Raw genomic sequence first — 17,803 nt, forward strand, 5'->3', positions numbered from 1 at the left:
CAGCGAGGAGCCGACCGTGCTGTGCTCTGCGTGCCACATCCACGTCCGGCGCGACTTCCCGTACTGCCTGCGGTGCGGGACGTTGCGCAAAGGTGCGAGCGTCGCCGCCTTCGACGCCCCGATCCTCGCCTGGGGACCGGAGCGCTTCGCCGTGCAGGCCGAGACCGTCACGATCGGCCGGGAGGCCGGCAACGACGTCGTCATCGACCACCCGAGCATCTCCCGCCGCCACGCGCGGATCACCCGGACCAAGCAGGGGTTCCTCCTCGAGGACCTCGGCTCCTCCAACGGGACCGCGCTGCGGCCGCTGAGCCGCCCCGAGCAGGAGCTCGCCCCGAACACCCCGGTCGTCCTGCCCGACGGCGCCACCGTCTTCATCGGTGACGTCGAGGCCCTCTTCGAGCAGCCGCGCTCGACGAAGATCGGGTCGCGGACGAAGCTCGGCAGCGATCAGCCCGGCGCGGCCGGGACGATGCTGGGCGTCGCGGCGGGCTCCGCGCCGTCGATCGAGGCGCCCCAGGCCACCGAGCCGCTCGACGCCCGCCCGCGACGCCGCTCCGGGTGGGCGCTCAAGGAGATCCCCGGACGGCGCGGCTCGTGGGTGCTGCGGTCCACCGCCACCAACCAGTACCTCACGCTCGACGAGCGCGACGTCTTCCTCTGGGAGCGCCTCGACGGCGAGAACACGATGCGCGACCTGCTGTTCGCCTACTTCGAGCAGTACGGCGAGCTGGCGCTGCCACGCATCGAGTCGACGGTGCGCTCCTTCTCCGACGCCGGGCTCGTCCGGGGCCTCAAGGACGACGCCGAGGAGCTGTCGGCCTGGCGCCGGTTCGGGAAGTGGCTGGTCGCGCACCTGATCAAGATCGAGCTGTCGATCAAGAACATCGACCCGCTGATGGAACGGCTCTACCACGGCGGGATGTGGCGGTTCTTCTCGCCGTTCGCCGTGTTCCTGACGTGGTTCGTGACGATCGCCGGGCTCGCGGCCTTCGTCTACGGCTCGCGGGAGACCCAGCTGTTCGACTTCGGCGGCGCCGGGATCGTCGGGCTCGTCGTCACGACGGCGGCGTACGTCGTCGCCACCGCCATCCACGAGGCGGCCCACGCGCTCGCGGTGAAGTCCTACGGGCGCCGCGTCAACCGCGGCGGCTTCCTGCTGATGATGGGGATGCCGTTCGCCTTCGTCGACACCTCGGACATGTGGTTCGGGACCTCGTACTCCCGCATCGTGGTCGCGATCTCGGGGCCCCTGACGACCCTCGGGCTCGCCGGGGTCGCGTCGGGCGTGGCGGTGGCGTCGCCGAACCCGACCGTCTCCGGCGTCGCCTACACGCTGGCGGCGGGGCTCTACCTCAACACCCTGTTCAACCTCATCCCGCTCGTCCCGCTCGACGGCTACCAGGCGCTCGCCGACGCCCTGCGCACCCCGCGCCTCAAGGAGGAGGCCTCGGCGTACTTCCCGAGAGGCCTGATCTCCGACGTCAAGGCCCGGCGCCGGCCCGGTCCGAAGCAGGTCGGCCTGCTGATCTTCGGCGTGCTCGCGTTCGTCTGCCTGTGGGCGATGCTCGGTATGTCGATCCTCATGTGGGAGTCGCGGCTCGGGGACTTCGCCCGGCAGTACGTACCGCAGCCCTGGCTCACGGTGGTCGTGGTCGGCGGACTGCTGCTGATCCTCTTCCCGGCCTGGTTCCCGCGCGTCCAGAAGCTGGTGCGCCGGATGAAGGCGCGGAGGGCGAAGAAGGCCGAGCCCGCCGAGTCGGCGGCTCCGGCCGCGCCGGCGCCGGTGGGCAGCGAGACCCGCGGGGTCCCGACGCCCGATGCCGCCCCGGCTCGCCCGGACCCGGCGCCGACCGCACCCCCGGCGACCGCACCCCCGGCGACCCTGCCGCCGCCTCCCCCGCCGACCCCGGCGAGGGGGACGCCTGCCGCCGCGATGGCTCCCGGTCACCCCGGCGGCCCGTCCGGACCGCCGTCCGGCCCGCCCCGAGGACGGCCACCGCGACGCCCCGCGCCCCCGCCGATGCCCACCGGCCCCCAGCCGCGGATCGACGCCAGGCCTCCCACCGGTCCGCAGCCACGCGTCGGTGCCCCACCGCCGACCCAGCCACCGGCACCGGCACCGGCACCGACCCAGCCCCCGGCACCGGCCGTCGCCGCCACGTTCCTGCCCCGGCGCGATGCCGCCCCGCCACCACCGCCCCCGCCACGATCGACCCCGCCAGAGCCCGAGCCCGAGCTGCCCGATCCGCCCGCCGAGACGCCGGAGGCGGGCACGTCGAAGCCCCGCCCGACGGACTCCACCTACCTGCCCGGCCGCACGGACGACCGCCCGCCGGCGCGACCGAAGGCGACCGACTTCACCTACCTGCCGAGGAGATGACGTGCTGATCGACGAGGTCATGACCCGCTATCCCGACTCCGTCCGCCTCGGCAGCACCGTGCGCCACGCGGCCGAGCTGCTCTCCGCCTCCGGTGCCGGGATGCTCCCGGTGCTCGACGCCGAGGACCGCTTCGTCGGCGTGCTCACCGAGACCGATCTGCTGGGCGCGGTCCTGCCCGACGCCGCGGAGATCGCCGCGGCGGGCAACACGCTGGACAACGCGTTCGAGGCGTTCGTCGCCAAGGGCCGCGACCGGGCCGATCAGCCGATCGACGCCCTCGTCGTCCGGGCTCCCGTGACGATCGCCCGCGGCGTCGAGGTCGCCGCCGCCGCCGTGGTGCTCCTCGAACGCGACCTGCGACGCATCCCCGTGCTGGAGGGCCGCCGGGTGGTCGGCACCGTCTCGCGCACGGATCTCTGCCGCGCCGTTCTCGCCCACGCCGCCTCGGGGCCGGCGGCGACCGCCCCGGCCTCCGCGGGCGCGCCTGCGACGACGCCGGCGACACCGACGACGCCCGAGACTCCGGCCCCCGCCGCGGCCGACCCCGCCGCGCCCGCACCCGCCGCCGCCTCCCCCGCGGTCGCGCGCGCCGCTGCCGCCCGCGCGGCAGCCGCCCGCGCCGGTGCCCGCCGGCCGGCCGGGGCACCTGCCCAGCGCCGCACGCCCGACGCCGCGCGCACCGCGGTACCGGCGGCAGCAACGCCGACAGCAGCACCAGCGGCGGCGGCCGCGTCGACGACCTCGGACGCCGCCGCCCGCATGGCCGCTGTCCGCGCGCGTGCGGCGGCGGCGCGCAGCGCCGCGAGCGCCGGGACCTCCCGTGGCTGACAAGGTGCGGGTCCGGCTCGCCGTGCGTGACCCGGAGGGCGTCGCTGCGCGGCCGTGCGTCGTCAACCTGCCCGTGCACCTGGGCCGGGACCCCGCCCGCGCCGAGATCGAGATCGCCGACCGCATGGTGTCCCGCCGGCACGCCCGCCTCGAGGCCGACGGCGACGCGATCGTGATCGTCGACCTCGACAGCGGCAACGGCACCTGGATCGGCGACGAGCAGGTCACCCGGCGCGTCCTCGCGCCCGGCGACGAGATCACCGTCGGGACGAGCACGGTGGCGTGGACGGCGATCCCGCGTCCTCCTGTGCCCCGAGCGAAGCCGTTCCCGCCGGCGATCCGGCGCAGCGCGCCGGCGGCGAGCGACCCGGCGGCGCCGCCGACGTTCGGGACCGCCTGGGGCGTGGTCCTGCATGAGGGTCGGCTGCGGGCGATCCCCTTGCGGGGCCTGTACGCGGCCTGGGTGCACGCCGCCAAGCGGGTGGCCGAGCTCGGTGACCTGCTCGCGGTGGAGGACGCGGCCCCCGCGGCCCGCCTCGACGCGCACGACGCCCTCAACGCCGCGACCGACCGCCTCCTGGACGGCACGCTCTCCCGCCTCGGGTCGCTGACCTTCGCGTTCTGCGCCACGGACCGTCCCCTCGACGCGTTCGCCTCCCGCGTGCCCCGCATGCGCCGCCTCGCCGACCACACCCGGGCCCGGGACGGCGTCGCCGCCCTGCGCGGGCGCCTGCACACCGCGGACGCGGACCCGACCTCGCAACTCGTGGCCGTCGAGGACCGGCGTCTCGTCGAACGCGTGGTCGCCGCCCTGCGCGGTGGTGTCGCCGCCTTCCAGCAGCACGGTGCCGCCGTGGTCGAGGAGGCCGGCACCGAGCTCGAAGCCGCACTCAAGGCCGTCTTCGTCGCGTTCGTCGAGCGCGACCAGCACGTCGCCGCGCACCTGCGCGTCGCGACGGCCCCGGGAGGATCGTCGTGACCGAGTCCCTCAAGACCGTCGTCGCCCGCATGGCGAGCGACCCCGCCTTCGCCGCCCGGGTGAAGGAGGACCCCGACGCCGTCGCGGCCGAGTACGGGCTCGACCCGGGCGCGCTGGCGCCGCTGGTCGGCGCGCGTGTCGACACCCGATCGCGCACCCACCAACGCCTCGAGGAACGGCTCTCCCGGTCCGCGCTGGTCTTCGGCGGCGACATGGGCGGCGGGGACTCCGGGGGCGATTCCGGCAGCGACTCCGGGGGCGACGACTCCAGCAGCTCGAGCAGCAGCAGCGACGACTCCGACAGCTCCGACAGCAGCGACTCCGACAGCAGCGGGTCGGGGCGTGAGTCCGACAGCAGCTCCGACTCCGACGACCGCAGCAGCCGCAGCGAGTCCGAGAGCCGGTCCTCGGAGCAGGCGGAGTCGCGGTCCGGGACCGGGTCCGACGACGACTCGACGTCGTCGGAGCAGACGACCCGCGAGCCCGACCGGTCCGCTCAGCAGCCTGCCCAGCCCCAGGGACAGGCGCCGCCGGCCACCGAGCCCGGGCCGGCCGCCGCGGCTCCCACGCCCACGGAACCGGCCGTGCCCGCCGGCACCGAGAACGGCGCGCCACCGGCCGTCGCCGGTCCCGTCGCCAGCCCGTCGGACGCGGCCGCGGACGACGACTGGTTCAGCCTGCTCGCGGGCGACGACCGGGACGGCACCGACGACGGCCGCCCTGCCGACGAGACCCCCTCGCGGGCCGAGGGCGACACCGGCGGCCGGACCTTCGAGGACGCCCTCTTCGGGCGGGACGCTGACACCGACCAGGACGCCGGCGACGACGCCGACCAGGACCTCGAGCAGGACCGGGCGTTCCTCGCCGACGACGACGCGCGCGGGGACGGTCTCGACGACGTCCAGGACATCGCCGACACGGGGGTGGCCGGGCCGGTCATGGCTCCCGGAACGATCCCGAACTCCCCGCTCGGCTACCCCCAGTCCGGCAACGAACCGAACGGCACCTACCACGGCGGCGCGGTCCGCGAGCAGGTGATCACCGCCGACGACGGCACCCGCCAGACCGTCATCACCTACGACGACGGCACCACCGGGATCCAGACGGAGCGACTCAACGACGAGGGCGACACCGTCCTGGACACCAGGCTCTCCGACGGCACCGAGATCTCGCAGATCTTCACGCCCCCCACCCGGGTCGAGTTCGTCACCGAACCCGACAACACCGTCACCGCGCGCCACATCGACTTCTCGTCGGGAACGATGAACGAGACGGTCATGCCGAACGACGGGACCAGCCAGGAGGTCTCCTGGTCGGGCGAGTTCACCGAGCCGGTGCCGGGCTCCGGGCTGTTCACCATCGACACGAACGACGAGAACGGCGACTTCGCCGGGCTGATCAGCGTCACCGCCACGGAGGACGGCGGCGCCGTCGCCTTCAGCATGGACGCCGACGGCCGGTCGGTGACGGCGCGGCTCGACGTCAGCGAGGTCGAGAACGCCGACGGGACGACGAGCCGCGTCTACCTGTTCCCGGACGGCCGCACCGAGACGTTCACGTTCAACGACGCCGGCATCCCGATCGCCCACGAAGGCCACGACCCGCTCCCCGGGATGGGCGACCGGCCGCCGCTGCAGTTCCCCGTACCCGGGGCGAACGTCTACCACGGTGGGGAGATCGGCAGCGTCGAGACCGGCACCAACCCCGACGGGTCGACCACCCACCTCGTCACCTACGCGGACGGCAACGCGGTCGAGGTGACGCGCGAGTTCACGCCGGACGGCATCGTCGACCGCTGGGTCTCGCCCGAGGGCACGCAGGTCTTCCACGTCGTCGGTGACGGGCGCGGCGCCGAGCTGCTGACCGATCCCTTCGGCAACACGACCACCCGCAACTGGGACTTCGACACCCTCCAGGAGCACGAGATCCGGACCGACGGCACCGTCGTCGACACCGACTGGAAGGCGGTCGACGGGGTCGCGGGTCCGGGTGACGCCCTGTTCACCACGCAGACGGCGGGGTTCGACGGCATCGCTTCGGAGGTCACCTCCGTCACCGCGACGGCCGACGGCGGCGCCCGCGCGGTCGTCGTCACCGAGGACGGGAGCTCGGAGACGGTGCGCCTCGACGTCCAGGAGATCGACAACATCGACGGGACGCAGACCCGGATCTACACCTTCCCGAGCGGACGCACCGAGGCCTTCACGTTCGACAGGGCCGGGGCTCCGATCTCGCACGAGGCGTGGCCCGAGCCGGGGCCGATCATGCCCATGCCCGTGTTCCTGGAGAACGCGACGATGCCCGCCGACGGCGGCGGGATGCCGACCCTGGCGCCGGGCCACCACCCCGGCGGCCTCACCCCGGGCGGGTTCGACATCGACGGCACGGGCGGGGAGACCGCCGGCGCCGAGGGGATGGAGGGCGACGGTCCGCAGCCGGACGGCTCGATCATCGAGACCTCCGTCGACGAGGACGGCAGCACCACCACGACGACGACGTTCCCGGACGGCACGCGGACCGACGCGGTCTTCGCACCCGACGGCACGTCGACGACGACCACCGTCGATCCGACCGGGCTCACCCGGATCACCGAGACGAACCTCGACGGCTCGCTGTCGCGGACCCTCGTGCAGCCCGACGGCACGGCCACCAGCGAGACGCAGATGCCCGACGGCACCACGGCCAGCGAGTCGGTGGCACCGGACGGCACCACGACCGGCCGGGAGGTCTTCCCCGACGGCACGGTCCGTACCGAGGTCTTCGACCCCGCGAGCGGCATCACGACCGATCGCATCACGACCCCGGACGGCACGACGAACGTGATGATGCGCGAGGCGGACGGGGGGTTCACGACGATGTCCCGGTCGCCGGACGGCACCTCGTCGTCGTCCTCCTTCGAGGCCGACGGCGACGGCCGCGGCAGCGTCATCTTCCCGAACGGCGACACGGAGTTCTTCGAGATCGACGGGGAGACCGGCGAGAAGACGGTCACCCGCAACGCGGTCTCGGGCTTCACCTCGACCGACCACTTCCTCCCGGACGGCACCATCATCAGCTCGTCGGGCTTCCCGGGTGGCGACACGACGGTCGACACCTTCGACGCCGCGGGCGTGCTCATCTCCCACGAGGTCGTCGGACCCGACGGTCGCCCGGTGCCCGGCTCGGAGCCGGTCGTGCCACCGGTCGCCCCCGAGCTCGACGGGCTGCTCGGTCAGCTGGTGGGCGGCCTGTCGATCGGTCAGGCCGGCAGCGAGGAGACGGCTCTCGAGCTCGCCCCCGAGACCGACCCCGGGACCGGCGAGGCAGGACGCTGGATCCCCGGGTTCGCCGGCCCGGTGTGGCTTCCGGCCGGCGCGGAGTTCGGCGGCCCGGACGGCGCCGAGCCCGGCGTCGAGTACGACCCCACGGTGCCGGACGTCGAGCCCGGCGACGAGAGGTCGTGGGACACCGGCCGGGAGTACGAGTACTCGGCGGCCTGGGGACCGGTCACCTCGCAGGACGCGCAGGCCGGTTACGCCGCCGCGGACGCCGACTCGGGCGACTCGGGCTCGTCGGAGAGCACGGAGGACGTACCCGGGACCCTGGGTGAGTACGTCGACCCACCGCTCACCCCGATGCCCGATACGGAGCCTGAGACGGAGGTCGACCCCGACGACGCCGGCTGGTTCCCGCCGCCCGCCGCGCCGACCGGCATCGGGGCCATGGCGAGCGCCTTCGCCCAGGCGGCCACCGAGGTCGTGGGCCAGGCGTAGCGACTCCCCCACGCAGCACACCCTGGCTTCACACATTCGGGGGTGTTGCGGCAGACTTCCGGACCCACCCCATCCATCCGTTTCCGGAGGACCCGGAGGACCGTGGTGCCCCCGAGTACCGCCCCCGGCCGGTCCTGGCCGTTCACCGGACGCGACGCCGAACTGCGGGCCGTCGCGTCGGCGTTGGAGCGCGACGGCGCCGTGGTCGTCGCCGGCGTCGCCGGGGTCGGCAAGAGCCGGCTCGCCCGCGAGCTCGTCGGTCGCCTCGTGCCCGACGACCGCGCGGCGGTGGCGACGGCGACCGCGTCGGCGCGGGACATCCCCCTGGGCGCCTTCGCGCCCTGGTTGAACGGGCACGACGCCACGGCCGGCAACGGCGACGCTCCCGTGTCCGCGCTGGCCCGCGTCGCCGCCACGCTGCGCGCCGGCGGGCCGCGCACCATCCTGCTCGTCGACGACGCGCACATGCTCGACGCGACGTCCGCGACGCTGCTGCACGAGCTCGCGATGGAACGTGCCGTGCGGGTCGTGGCGACCGTGCGGACCGGGGAACGCTGCCCCGACGCCGTCACCGCGCTCTGGAAGGACGGCGCGGCGACACGGATCGAGATCCCGCCGATGGACGAGCGGGCGACCACCCTGCTGCTCCGGTCGGTGCTCGGCGGTCATCTCGACGCCCGCGGGGCACGCCGCCTGCACGAGGTGACCCTGGGCAACGTCCTGTGGCTGCGGCACATCGTGGAGGGCGAGATCGCCGCGGGCCGTCTCGCCCTTTCGGGGTCCGGCTGGGAGTGGGACGGCGACCCGGTGCTCTCCCCCGCCCTCGAGCACCTGATCGACGCCCGGATCGGCACCCTCGACGAGCAGGAACGACGCGTGCTCGATCTGGTGGCGCTCGGCGAGCCGCTCGGGCTCACCATGCTCACCACGCTCGCCGACGCCGAGGCCGTGGAGCGCATGGCCGAGCGGGGGCTCGTCGCGGTGGAGACCGACGGCCTGCGCACCGAGGTCCGCCTCGGCCATCCCCTCTACGGCGAGGCCGCGCGGGGTCACCTCAGCATCCCTCGGGCCCGGCGCATGCGCGGCGAGCTGTCGCGGGCGCTGAGCGGCACCGGCAACCGTCGCGCCGGCGACGAGCTGCGCCGCGCCGTGCTCGACCTCGACAGCGACATCGCGAAGGACCCGGCGCTGCTGACGCTGTCGGCGTCGCAGGCGATGGGCCTGACCGACTTCGTGCTCGCCGAACGCCTCCTGCGCGCTGCCGTCGACGCGGGCGGCGGCTTCGACGCCCAGCTGAGCCTGGCGTTCCTGCTCGGCTGGCAGTTGCGGACCGAGGAGACCGTCGCCGCGCTCGCCCGGGCCATGGACATGGCCACCACCGGCGACGACCGGATGCGCGCCTTCCTGGTGCGCGTGCAGATGCTGTTCTTCGTGCTCGACCGCCGGGAGGAGGGGCTGGCCGCCATCGAGGCCGAGGAGGTCCACTCCCCGGGGCGGCCCGAGACCGCGGTGTGCCGGATGGTGCTGCGCGCGGTGGGGGGCGACGTCGCCGCGGGCGTCCGGGACGCCCTGGCCCTGCTGGACAGCGGCATCGGGAGCCCGCAGGTCCTCAGCTGGACGTGCTGGGCCGCCTCGTACGTGCTGGCCCTGCAGGGCGGCGACTCCGAGCGGGTCCGGACGATCGTGGCGCGCGGCATGGACGCGGCGAGGCTCGCCCCGGAGACCGCAGTGATGCTCGGCAACATCGGCTTCGGCGAGCTGATCGACGCCCTCTACGCCGGGACGCCGGAGGTCACCCAGGACCGGCTCGCGTGGGTCCGGCAGCTCACCGGTTCCCAGAGCGCCACCTGGAGCGGGCTGTTCGAGGGCAGCGTCGCGGTCGAGACCGGCCGCCCGCGCACGGCCGCGCGACTGCTCGAGAGCGTCCTGACCAGCTTCCCGGGCCACGGCGGCGGATGGTCGTCGTGGCTCCACGGCCGGCTCGCGCAGGCCCACGCGATGCTCGGCGAGACCACCGCGGCCGCGGCGTCCGTCGACACCGCGGTGCGGGTCCACCAGGACGGGATCCTGGTGTTCGACGGTGAGGTCACCCTCGCCCGCGCGTGGATCGCCGCCGCCCGCGGGGCACGTCACGAGGCCGTCGGGCACGCCGTGAGCCTTGCCGAGGACTCGCACCGCCGGGGTGCGTACGCCGCCGAGGTCGCGGCGCGGCACGTCGCGGTGCGGCTGGGCGACCGGGAGCAGGCCGACGCCCTGGGCGCCCTGGCCCGTCGCCTCGGCACGCCCCGGGCCGCCGCGACGAGCGCCCACGCCCGGGCCCTGGCGTCCCGCGACGCCGGTGGCCTGCTCGAGGCCGCGGACGCGCTGGAGGCGTGCGACCTCGTGCTGGCCGCGGCGGACGCCGCGGCGCAGGCCGCGGTGATCGCACGCGAGCAGGGCAGGCTGCCCGCCGCCGCGAGCGCCGTCGAGCAGGCCGAGCGTCTGGCCGCGAGCTGCGAGGGCGCCCGGACCCCGGCGCTGGAGGCCGCTCGGGCCCCGCTGCCCATCAGCATCCGCGAGCGGGAGGTCGCGATCCTCGCCGCCGAGGGCCTCACCAACCGCGAGATCGCCGCGCGGCTGCACGTGTCGGTGCGCACGGTCGAGAGCCACGTCTACCGGGCGTGCTCACGCCTCGGCGTCCCCGACCGCGCGAGCCTGGCGGCGGCGGTCGTCGGGCGCACAGTGCCGTAGTCGACTACCGCAGACACCCCCGTCCGATCTCGCGATCCTCGCCCGGAAGGTCCGACTCCGGGGGGACATCGATGACCGGGACTCCGCTGCGCACCGCGCTCGAACGCATGGCCGTCGACGCGGAGTTCGCGCGTGGCGTCCGCGAACGTCCCGACGCCGTGGCGGCCGAGCTCGGTCTCGACGACGAGGCGATGGCGACCCTGCGCACCCTCGTCGTGGACACCGCGGCGCACGCGCCGGCGCGGCTCGAGGAGCGCCTCTCCCGTTCGGCGCTGTTCTTCGGCGGCGACGTCGGCGCCGACGGCGGTGGGAGCGACTCCGGTGGCAGCTCGGAGAGCAGCAGCTCCGAGGACAGCAGCTCCGAGAGCAGCAGCTCCGAGAGCAGCAGCTCCGAGAGCAGCAGCTCCGAGAGCAGCAGCTCCGAGAGCAGCGACTCCGAGGACAGCGACTCCGAGGACAGCGACTCCGAGGACAGCGACTCCGAGGACAGCGACTCCGAGGACAGCGACTCCGAGGACAGCGACTCCGAGGACAGCGACTCCGAGGACAGCGACTCCGAGAGCAGCAGCTCCGACTCCGACACCGACGACGACACCGACGACGCTCCGGCGTCCGAGCGCGAGCGGCAGACCGACGACCAGGAGTCCTCGAGCACCGCCACCGCGCGCGACGGCTCGTCCGCGCCGACCGGGAGCGACGGCGACGAGCGCGCGACACCGTCGCCGACGCCGCCCGCGCCGACCCCGTCACCGGACGTGGCCGTTCCGGCCGTGCCGACGGGCGAGACAGCGAGCAGCCCCGCGGTCGAGGAGCCCGTACCCGTGGCGACCGCGGAGACGGAACAGACGGCGCAGACGACCCCGGCGGCAGCCCCGGACACCGACGGCGAGACCCCCGCGACCACCGACGGCCTCGCGGACGGCCCCGCCGACGGTGCAGCGCCCGTCGGCCCCGTCATGAGCCCGGCGCCCACACCCACCGGCGCCGTCCCCACCGAGATGTACGTCCGGCCTGCGGTGACGCCGGCGGTCGCGGCCGCGGTGGCCGGCTCGACAGCGGGCCTGCACGGCGGCGTGGTCGCCCAGGAGGTCGGCGCCGACGGCAGCACCGTCCGCTACACCTACGGCGACGGCACGACCGAGACCGCGCAGCGCGCCACCGACCCCGCGACGGGCGAGCTCACCGATCGCATCACGCGGGCGGACGGCACCGTCTGGACCCACACCTGGGACCCGGCGCTGGGTGCGGCGACCGGGACGTGGACGACCGTCGCGCCCGACGGGACGACGACCGTGCTCGGCGAGTGGGGCGGTGAGGCGCTCTCGCACACCGAGCACCCCGACGGGGCGACCGTCGACGTCCGGATCACCGCTCCGACCCCGGACAACGACAACCTGCTGTTCGCGATCGACGAGACGGCCGCGGACCTGACCCAGAACTACGTCGAGGTCCACCTGGTCCCGGGCACGGACCTCGCGACGCTGCAGGTCGTCGGGCCCGACGGATCCGTGACCGGCTACGGCGGCGCGACCGTGCACCACACCGACAACCCCGACGGCTCGCGGACCACCACCGTCGTCCTCCGTGACGGCGACACCGTCTCGGTCACCCACCGCGACGGCCACGTCGTCGACCACCGCACGGTGACCCACGACGGCTCGACGGTGCCCGGCGAGCGCGACATCACCGACGACCTGCCGCCGGCGGTGCAGCAGGTCGTCGACGGTTCCCTGACGGGCGCCCACGGTCAGGTCGTGGGCCACCAGGTCGTCTCCGAGGGAGTGTCCGGCACGACCGTGCGCGTCACCTACGCCGACGGCACCACCAGCGACCTGGTCCGCAGCACCGACCGCCTCACGGGCCTCGTCACCGACCGCAGCACCGAGCCCGACGGTACGAGCGTGCAGCTGCTGTGGCGTCCCGGCGCCGACGGGACGATGGAACCCGACCGCACGACGGCGACCCATCCGGACGGCACCGTCGTCACCACCTACCACCAGAACTCCGCCGACCGCTCGTACACCGAGGTCACCGAGCGGCCCGACGGCACCCGCAGCGAGGTCGTCGCCTACTCGACCTACGTCCGCGACGACGTCAGCGGCGGCTGGAGCCTCTACCGCGTCGAGGACACCGACGCTGCGGGCCGCACCACCGTCTCGTCCTACGGCTGGGGTGTCCCCGGGGTCGACGGTGCGTCCCTCACCGTCCAGGCGCCGGACGGCACCCGATCGGTGACCCCGGTGTGGATGGGCTCCCGCGACGTCGGCACCACGACGTACGCGGTGATCGTCCGGCCCGACGGCACGACCGACACCTTCGGCAACGATGAGGACCGGCCCCGCTTCGACCGCTACAGCGGCCCGGGCCACGCCCACTGGACCACCGCACCCGCGCCGACCGGCGAACAGACCGGCGCGCCGGCCGGCGGGGAGGGCGCCACCGCCCCGCCGACCGCCCCCGTCAGCGGCCCCGGCCCTGGTACCGGGCCCGGCACCGACACCGAGCCGGCCGGGAGCTACCACGGCGGCGTCGTCAGCAGCGTGCCGACGACCCTTCCCGACGGCAGCCAGTCGGTGCTCGTCACGCGCGGCGACGGCACGACGGTCGACGTCACGCGCACGACCGACCCGGCCACGGGCGTCGTCACCGAGACCTGGGCCGAGGGCGACGGCACCACCGTCGAGCGCACGCAGGAGGCGGGCGCCGAGACCACCGTCCGCACCTCCCCCGACGGCACCGTCGCGGCCGCGGTCGCCGGCGAGAGCTTCGCCTCCGAGCTGACACGTCCCGACGGGAGCTGGACCCAGGGCGAGTGGGGACCGAGCGAGTCCCGACCCGACCAGGTGTTCCGCACCGTCGACCGTCCCGGAGGCGGCCTCATGGTCGACACCGTGGTCCGGGCGAGCGAGGGCGGCGGCTACGTCGCCACGATCACGTCCTCCGACGGCGGGGTCGAGACCGTGCGGCTGACCACGCAGGACGTCGCCAACCGCGACGGCTCCACGACACGGATCTTCACGTTCCCCGACGGCGACACCGACGCCTTCACGATCGCCGCCGACGGACGGGCGGTCCACCACGAGTCCCACCACGACGACGGCTCGGCGACGAGCTGGGCGGCGGCGCCGGTGCTCCCGACCGTCGAGACGTCGGTCGACCCGGCCACGGGCGCCACCGTGACCGTCACCCAGGAACCGGACGGGGAGCGGACCACGACGACGGTGGCCCCCGACGGCGCGCGCACCGAACGCACGGTCGCGCCGGACGGCAGCTGGTCCGAGGAGTCCGACGACGGCCGCGGCACCGTGACGACCACCCTCGGCGTCCCGGGTCAGGTCCCGCAGGTGGAGACCCGGTACCCGGACGGCTCGTGGACGTCGAGCTACGGCGACCCCGACGGGGGCACCACCGAGATGGCCGGTCGCGCCGACGGGTGGTTCACCCAGACCGACCGGGAGGCCGACGGTGCCTGGTCCCGGGTCGTCGTCGAGCCGGACGGGAGCCGCACCCGAGTCCTCCGGCGAGGCCGGCGAGGACCCGGACACCACCCCGGGCGACCTCATCCGGCCCGACGGCAGCGCCGTCCTCGCGGACGGCAGCATCGTCACGATGCGCGACGGGCCGAACGGCGGGCTCGTGCAGGTCACCGTCGCTCCCGACGGCACGCGGACGACCGTCGACTACGGCGCGGACGGGATGGGCCTGCGCACGACGGTGGTGCACCCCGACGGGACGGCGACCCGCGAGTACCACGAGGCGGACGGTCGCAGCTCCACGGTGCGGGTGGTGGTCAACGACTACGGGGACGTCGTGGAGATCCCGAACCCGGGCAACTACGGCCACGCCGGGAGCGCCGACAACGCCGGCGACGCCCGCAACGAGGGACACGCGGGCAGCCCACCGGAGCCGAAGCCCGTCGAGGAGAACGTCCTGCTCCACCACGGGAACCTGCAGATCTTCCGGTACCACGACGGCCGGGTCATGCTCTTCGCCTCGTGGGAGAACGATCCCGAGGTGTTCCACGAGACGTTCCCGCCGGGTGCCGACTGGAAGAACGCGGTGATTCACGCGACCGAGCCCGTGCAGGTCTACGACGGCGTGGGGACCTACCACTACGAGCAGCAGGTGACCTACGGCGACGGTCGCATCCGGACCCACGAGTTCGGGGGCGTCGAGCCGATCTGGAACGACTGGTTCTGACCCCCGACCGGCACGGGGCCGGTCGACTACGGAACGGCGAACCGTGCTCGTTCCTCGGGACTCAGGGGGCGGGTGACGCGTGCGGCGGCGAGCGCCTCCAGTTCCGCACCACTGCGACAGACCTCGCACTCGAAGACGAAGGCGTTGCCGGCGCTCGAGGCGGCCGCGATCCGGTGGCCGGTGCGGTCCACCGCCACCGCGGTCACGTCGCCCCCGGGGACGTCGTAGACGGCCGCTTCGTCTCCCGTCCGGGCGTCCCAGACCCGGGCGGAGCCGTCCATGGCACCGCTGACGATCAGTGCCTCCGGCGAGGCGTACTCGACGTCCGTCACGAAGCCCTGATGGCCCAACAGCGTCAGCACCCGGTGACCGTCGTCGAGGTCGATGACCTGGACCTGGTCGCCGACCGCCAGGGCGACCTGGGTCCCGCCCGGATCGACGGCGAGGTCGAGCACGCCGTCACCCGCGTCGGCGGCGACGCGCACCTCGCCGGAGCCGAGGTCCCAGACGTGGACGAGCCCGTCGGCTCCGCCGACGACCACCGAGCCGCCGCCAGGAGTGAACGATGCGGTGTAGATGCCCCGCGGCGAGAGGATGCGCTCGCCGACCACCCGACCGCTCGCCACGTCGATGAGCCGGCTGACGCCACGACGCTCGGCGGTGACGAGTTGCCGACCGTCGGGAGAGAAGGCGACATCGTCGATCGGTCCGCCGACATCCGGAGGACGGGCGACGACGCCGGCGATCTCGCGATCCCAGACGACGAGGCTCCCCTGCTGTGCGCTCGTGACGATGAGCCTGCCGTCGGGGCTGAACCGCGCGCGAGTCAGCCGACCCTGTGTGGACAGGGTGCGAGCCGCGAGACACCCGGGGTCCCGCGGAGGGGTCAGGCACGCGGTCCCGAGCGGCAGTTCTGCTCCGGACCGTCCGTCCCACGCCCGCGCCATCCCGCTCTCCGACGCCGTGAGCACGGTGGCCGCGTCCGGCGAGAAGTCGACGCCCGCGGGGGGCAGGGTGTCGGTGCCGCTCAGCGGGAGTTCGACGGGTTGATCCGGCAGGGCCCAGAGGCGCACGGCCCCGGTCCCGTGCCCGGTGACGACACGGAGGCCGTCCGGCGACATCTCCCCCCGGGTGGCGGAGCCTGCGGCACCGCGGGTCTCGATCAGCACGCGGGCGTCGGCGACCCTCCAGACCCAGAGATTGCCGTCGAGGCCGGTGACGACGACTCCGGTGCCGTCGACGGAGAAGCGGGCGTCCGTGGCGGGCGCCCCGGGGGCCAGGAGCCTGCGCGGTGGTTGCCCGACACGGAACAGGTCGGCCTGGCCGGAGACCTGGGCGACCACGACGGCGCCCCCCGCGCGGTCGAGGGCGACGACGAACGCCGAAGGGAGCGCCAGGACGGGTGCTCCGTCGGTCGTCCTGCGCAGCGACGCGGCGCCGTCGTCGGCGGCGGTCAGCGCGGTCGACCCGTCCGCGGAGAGCTGCGAGGTCGACACCGGGGCGTCGTACGGAGCGAGGACCAGGGGCGCCACCGCCTCGATGCGGCCCACCATCGCCTCGCCGTATTCGGTGCCGACGAGCAGGGTGGAGCCGTCGGCCGACAGGGCGACCGACCGGACCGGAGCCCGTGCCCAGCCCACGGTGATCGACGGGGCGCCGGACGAGGTCCAGGTACGGACCGTGCCGTCCGACATCCCCACGGCGATGACGCGGCCGTCCTCGCTGGTGGTCGCCTCCGTCGCACCCGTCTCGACGAGGACGGCGCGGAGGACCAGCACGCCGGTCGTGGGATCGACGGACCAGAGCACGGCCTTGCCGGCGTCCGTCGTCGCCACCCCGGTCGGCGCCGAGCGTGCCGCGCTGAGGCGCTGCACGGCTCCTGGCCCGACCCCGAACGACCCGCGCGGCCCGCCGTTCGAGGCGTCCCACGCGGCGACGCCGCCGTCGCGGCCCGAGGTGATCACGAGCGCGCCGTCGGGAGACCAGGCGACCCCGGACACCGCCGCCCGGTGGGCATCGGCGCCGGCCCGGACCCGGGACCGCTGGAGTGCGGCACGCAGGGCGTCCGTCGCCTGGCTGGTCGGGGCGGTCGACCAGGCGAGGCGAGCCAGGAGCACCGAGCGCTCGGGGTCGACGTCCAGCTGGGTCTGCGCGGCTGCCGCGAGTGCCCGGGACTCGGCCTGATCGCGTTGACGGACCGCTTCGGAGCGCTGGAGGAGAGCAACGCCCGCGAGCACCGCCAGGAGGACGACCGTCGTCAGCGCGACGACGATCGTGGTGCGGAGCCTGCTGCGTTCGGCTCGACGGCTGGCGGCGACGAGCTGGACCTGCTGGGGAACGGCCGACGGCTCAGTGCCGCCACGCATGAGCCAGTCCTCGGCGGCGCGGAGATCCTTTCCTCGCAGGAGCAGGGAGCGGTCCCGGTCGCGTGTCTCCCATCGCAACGCCCGGGAGAGCCAGTGGGTGTGCTCACGCACCCGCTCCGGGTCGGTGTCGATCGCCGAGAGGATGGCGGCGACCACGTCATCGGGAGACCGACCCTTCCTGGCGTCGATCCACTGGAGGGCGCCGAGCTCGTCGGGCGGGTTCTCCACGTCTCCCACGCCGACGGGCACGAGCCGCTTGCCGAGCTCGACGGCGCGTTCGAACTCGTGTCGACACTCGGACGACTTCAGCCAGGCCGGACTCAGGCAGCAGACCACCGCGTCGGCCGCTTCGATGGCCGTGCCCAGCTCGGTGCGCCACGGCGCCGCCGGCGGGATCGAGTCCGCGTCCATCCAGAAGGTGCGACCGGCGGCCTTGGCCCGGTCGACGAACGGGATGACGGCCTCGGCGTCGCGGCGCGAGTAGGAGACGAACGCGTCCAGTGATGCGGGCGTGGGACTCGGCGACGGCCCGGTCGTGTCCGCCATCCCGCCCCCCGCGCGGCG

At 74.6% G+C, this 17,803-nt stretch carries 12 protein-coding genes; 6 read left to right on the forward strand and 6 right to left on the reverse strand.

All coding sequences use genetic code 11. From position 1 onward, the window contains the following. Nucleotides 1-16 precede the first annotated feature (16 nt). The 5 genes from WCD41_RS28095 (at nucleotide 17) to WCD41_RS28115 (ending at nucleotide 10,673) form a co-directional block, all read left to right on the forward strand. Entirely contained in the window at nucleotides 17-2,383 is a 2,367-nt protein-coding gene (locus tag WCD41_RS28095) for an FHA domain-containing protein (protein WP_337718546.1), read from the forward strand. 1 nt (nucleotide 2,384) lies between these two features. After that, nucleotides 2,385-3,212 carry a CBS domain-containing protein gene (locus WCD41_RS28100; RefSeq protein ID WP_337718547.1) on the forward strand — a complete coding sequence of 276 codons (828 nt, stop codon included), beginning with the start codon at nucleotides 2,385-2,387 and terminating at the stop codon, nucleotides 3,210-3,212. Continuing rightward, the gene (locus WCD41_RS28105; RefSeq protein WP_337718548.1) at nucleotides 3,205-4,191 is read left to right on the forward strand and encodes an FHA domain-containing protein; all 987 of its coding nucleotides are present in this window, start codon (nucleotides 3,205-3,207) and stop codon (nucleotides 4,189-4,191) included. Before WCD41_RS28100 ends, WCD41_RS28105 begins: the two co-directional genes overlap by 8 nt. Beyond that, entirely contained in the window at nucleotides 4,188-7,943 is a 3,756-nt protein-coding gene (locus WCD41_RS28110; RefSeq protein ID WP_337718549.1) for a hypothetical protein, read from the forward strand. The genes WCD41_RS28105 and WCD41_RS28110 overlap by 4 nt, the downstream gene beginning before the upstream one ends. Nucleotides 7,944-8,045: 102 nt before the next feature. Then, nucleotides 8,046-10,673, forward strand: a complete 2,628-nt coding sequence (locus WCD41_RS28115) for a helix-turn-helix transcriptional regulator (protein WP_337718550.1) — start codon at nucleotides 8,046-8,048, stop codon at nucleotides 10,671-10,673. Between the two features lie 4 nt (nucleotides 10,674-10,677). On the opposite strand, the gene WCD41_RS28120 is transcribed toward WCD41_RS28115, so the two are convergent. From WCD41_RS28120 to WCD41_RS28140, 5 genes are all read right to left on the reverse strand, one after another. Beyond that, nucleotides 10,678-11,781 carry a hypothetical protein gene (locus WCD41_RS28120; RefSeq protein WP_337718551.1) on the reverse strand — a complete coding sequence of 368 codons (1,104 nt, stop codon included), beginning with the start codon at nucleotides 11,779-11,781 and terminating at the stop codon, nucleotides 10,678-10,680. A 12-nt stretch (nucleotides 11,782-11,793) separates the two neighbouring features. After that, nucleotides 11,794-12,042, reverse strand: a complete 249-nt coding sequence (locus WCD41_RS28125) for a hypothetical protein (protein ID WP_337718552.1) — start codon at nucleotides 12,040-12,042, stop codon at nucleotides 11,794-11,796. A 147-nt stretch (nucleotides 12,043-12,189) separates the two neighbouring features. Continuing rightward, entirely contained in the window at nucleotides 12,190-12,357 is a 168-nt protein-coding gene (locus WCD41_RS28130; protein ID WP_337718553.1) for a hypothetical protein, read from the reverse strand. Between the two features lie 831 nt (nucleotides 12,358-13,188). Next, nucleotides 13,189-13,554 carry a hypothetical protein gene (locus WCD41_RS28135; RefSeq protein ID WP_337718554.1) on the reverse strand — a complete coding sequence of 122 codons (366 nt, stop codon included), beginning with the start codon at nucleotides 13,552-13,554 and terminating at the stop codon, nucleotides 13,189-13,191. Between the two features lie 36 nt (nucleotides 13,555-13,590). Next, complete coding sequence (locus tag WCD41_RS28140; RefSeq protein WP_337718555.1) at nucleotides 13,591-13,989, reverse strand: hypothetical protein; 399 nt, start codon at nucleotides 13,987-13,989, stop codon at nucleotides 13,591-13,593. Between the two features lie 149 nt (nucleotides 13,990-14,138). Here WCD41_RS28140 and WCD41_RS28145 point away from each other — a divergent pair, with 149 nt between their 5' ends. Continuing rightward, the gene (locus WCD41_RS28145; protein WP_337718556.1) at nucleotides 14,139-14,873 is read left to right on the forward strand and encodes a hypothetical protein; all 735 of its coding nucleotides are present in this window, start codon (nucleotides 14,139-14,141) and stop codon (nucleotides 14,871-14,873) included. A 26-nt stretch (nucleotides 14,874-14,899) separates the two neighbouring features. On the opposite strand, the gene WCD41_RS28150 is transcribed toward WCD41_RS28145, so the two are convergent. Continuing rightward, entirely contained in the window at nucleotides 14,900-17,785 is a 2,886-nt protein-coding gene (locus tag WCD41_RS28150; RefSeq protein WP_337718557.1) for a TIR domain-containing protein, read from the reverse strand. Between the last annotated feature and the right edge of the window lie 18 nt (nucleotides 17,786-17,803).

The organism is Actinomycetospora aeridis (genome assembly GCF_037400275.1).
GTDB classification, from domain to species: Bacteria; Actinomycetota; Actinomycetes; order Mycobacteriales; family Pseudonocardiaceae; genus Actinomycetospora; species Actinomycetospora aeridis.

Excerpts from the sequence above, each read along its gene's own strand:
- WCD41_RS28130 (WP_337718553.1), bottom strand. The coding sequence starts at position 12,357 with ATGTCGCGCTCGCCGGGCACCGTCGAGCCGTCGTGGGTCACCGTGCGG.
- WCD41_RS28135 (WP_337718554.1), bottom strand. The coding sequence starts at position 13,554 with ATGAGGCCGCCTCCGGGACGGTCGACGGTGCGGAACACCTGGTCGGGT.
- WCD41_RS28150 (WP_337718557.1), bottom strand. The coding sequence starts at position 17,785 with ATGGCGGACACGACCGGGCCGTCGCCGAGTCCCACGCCCGCATCACTG.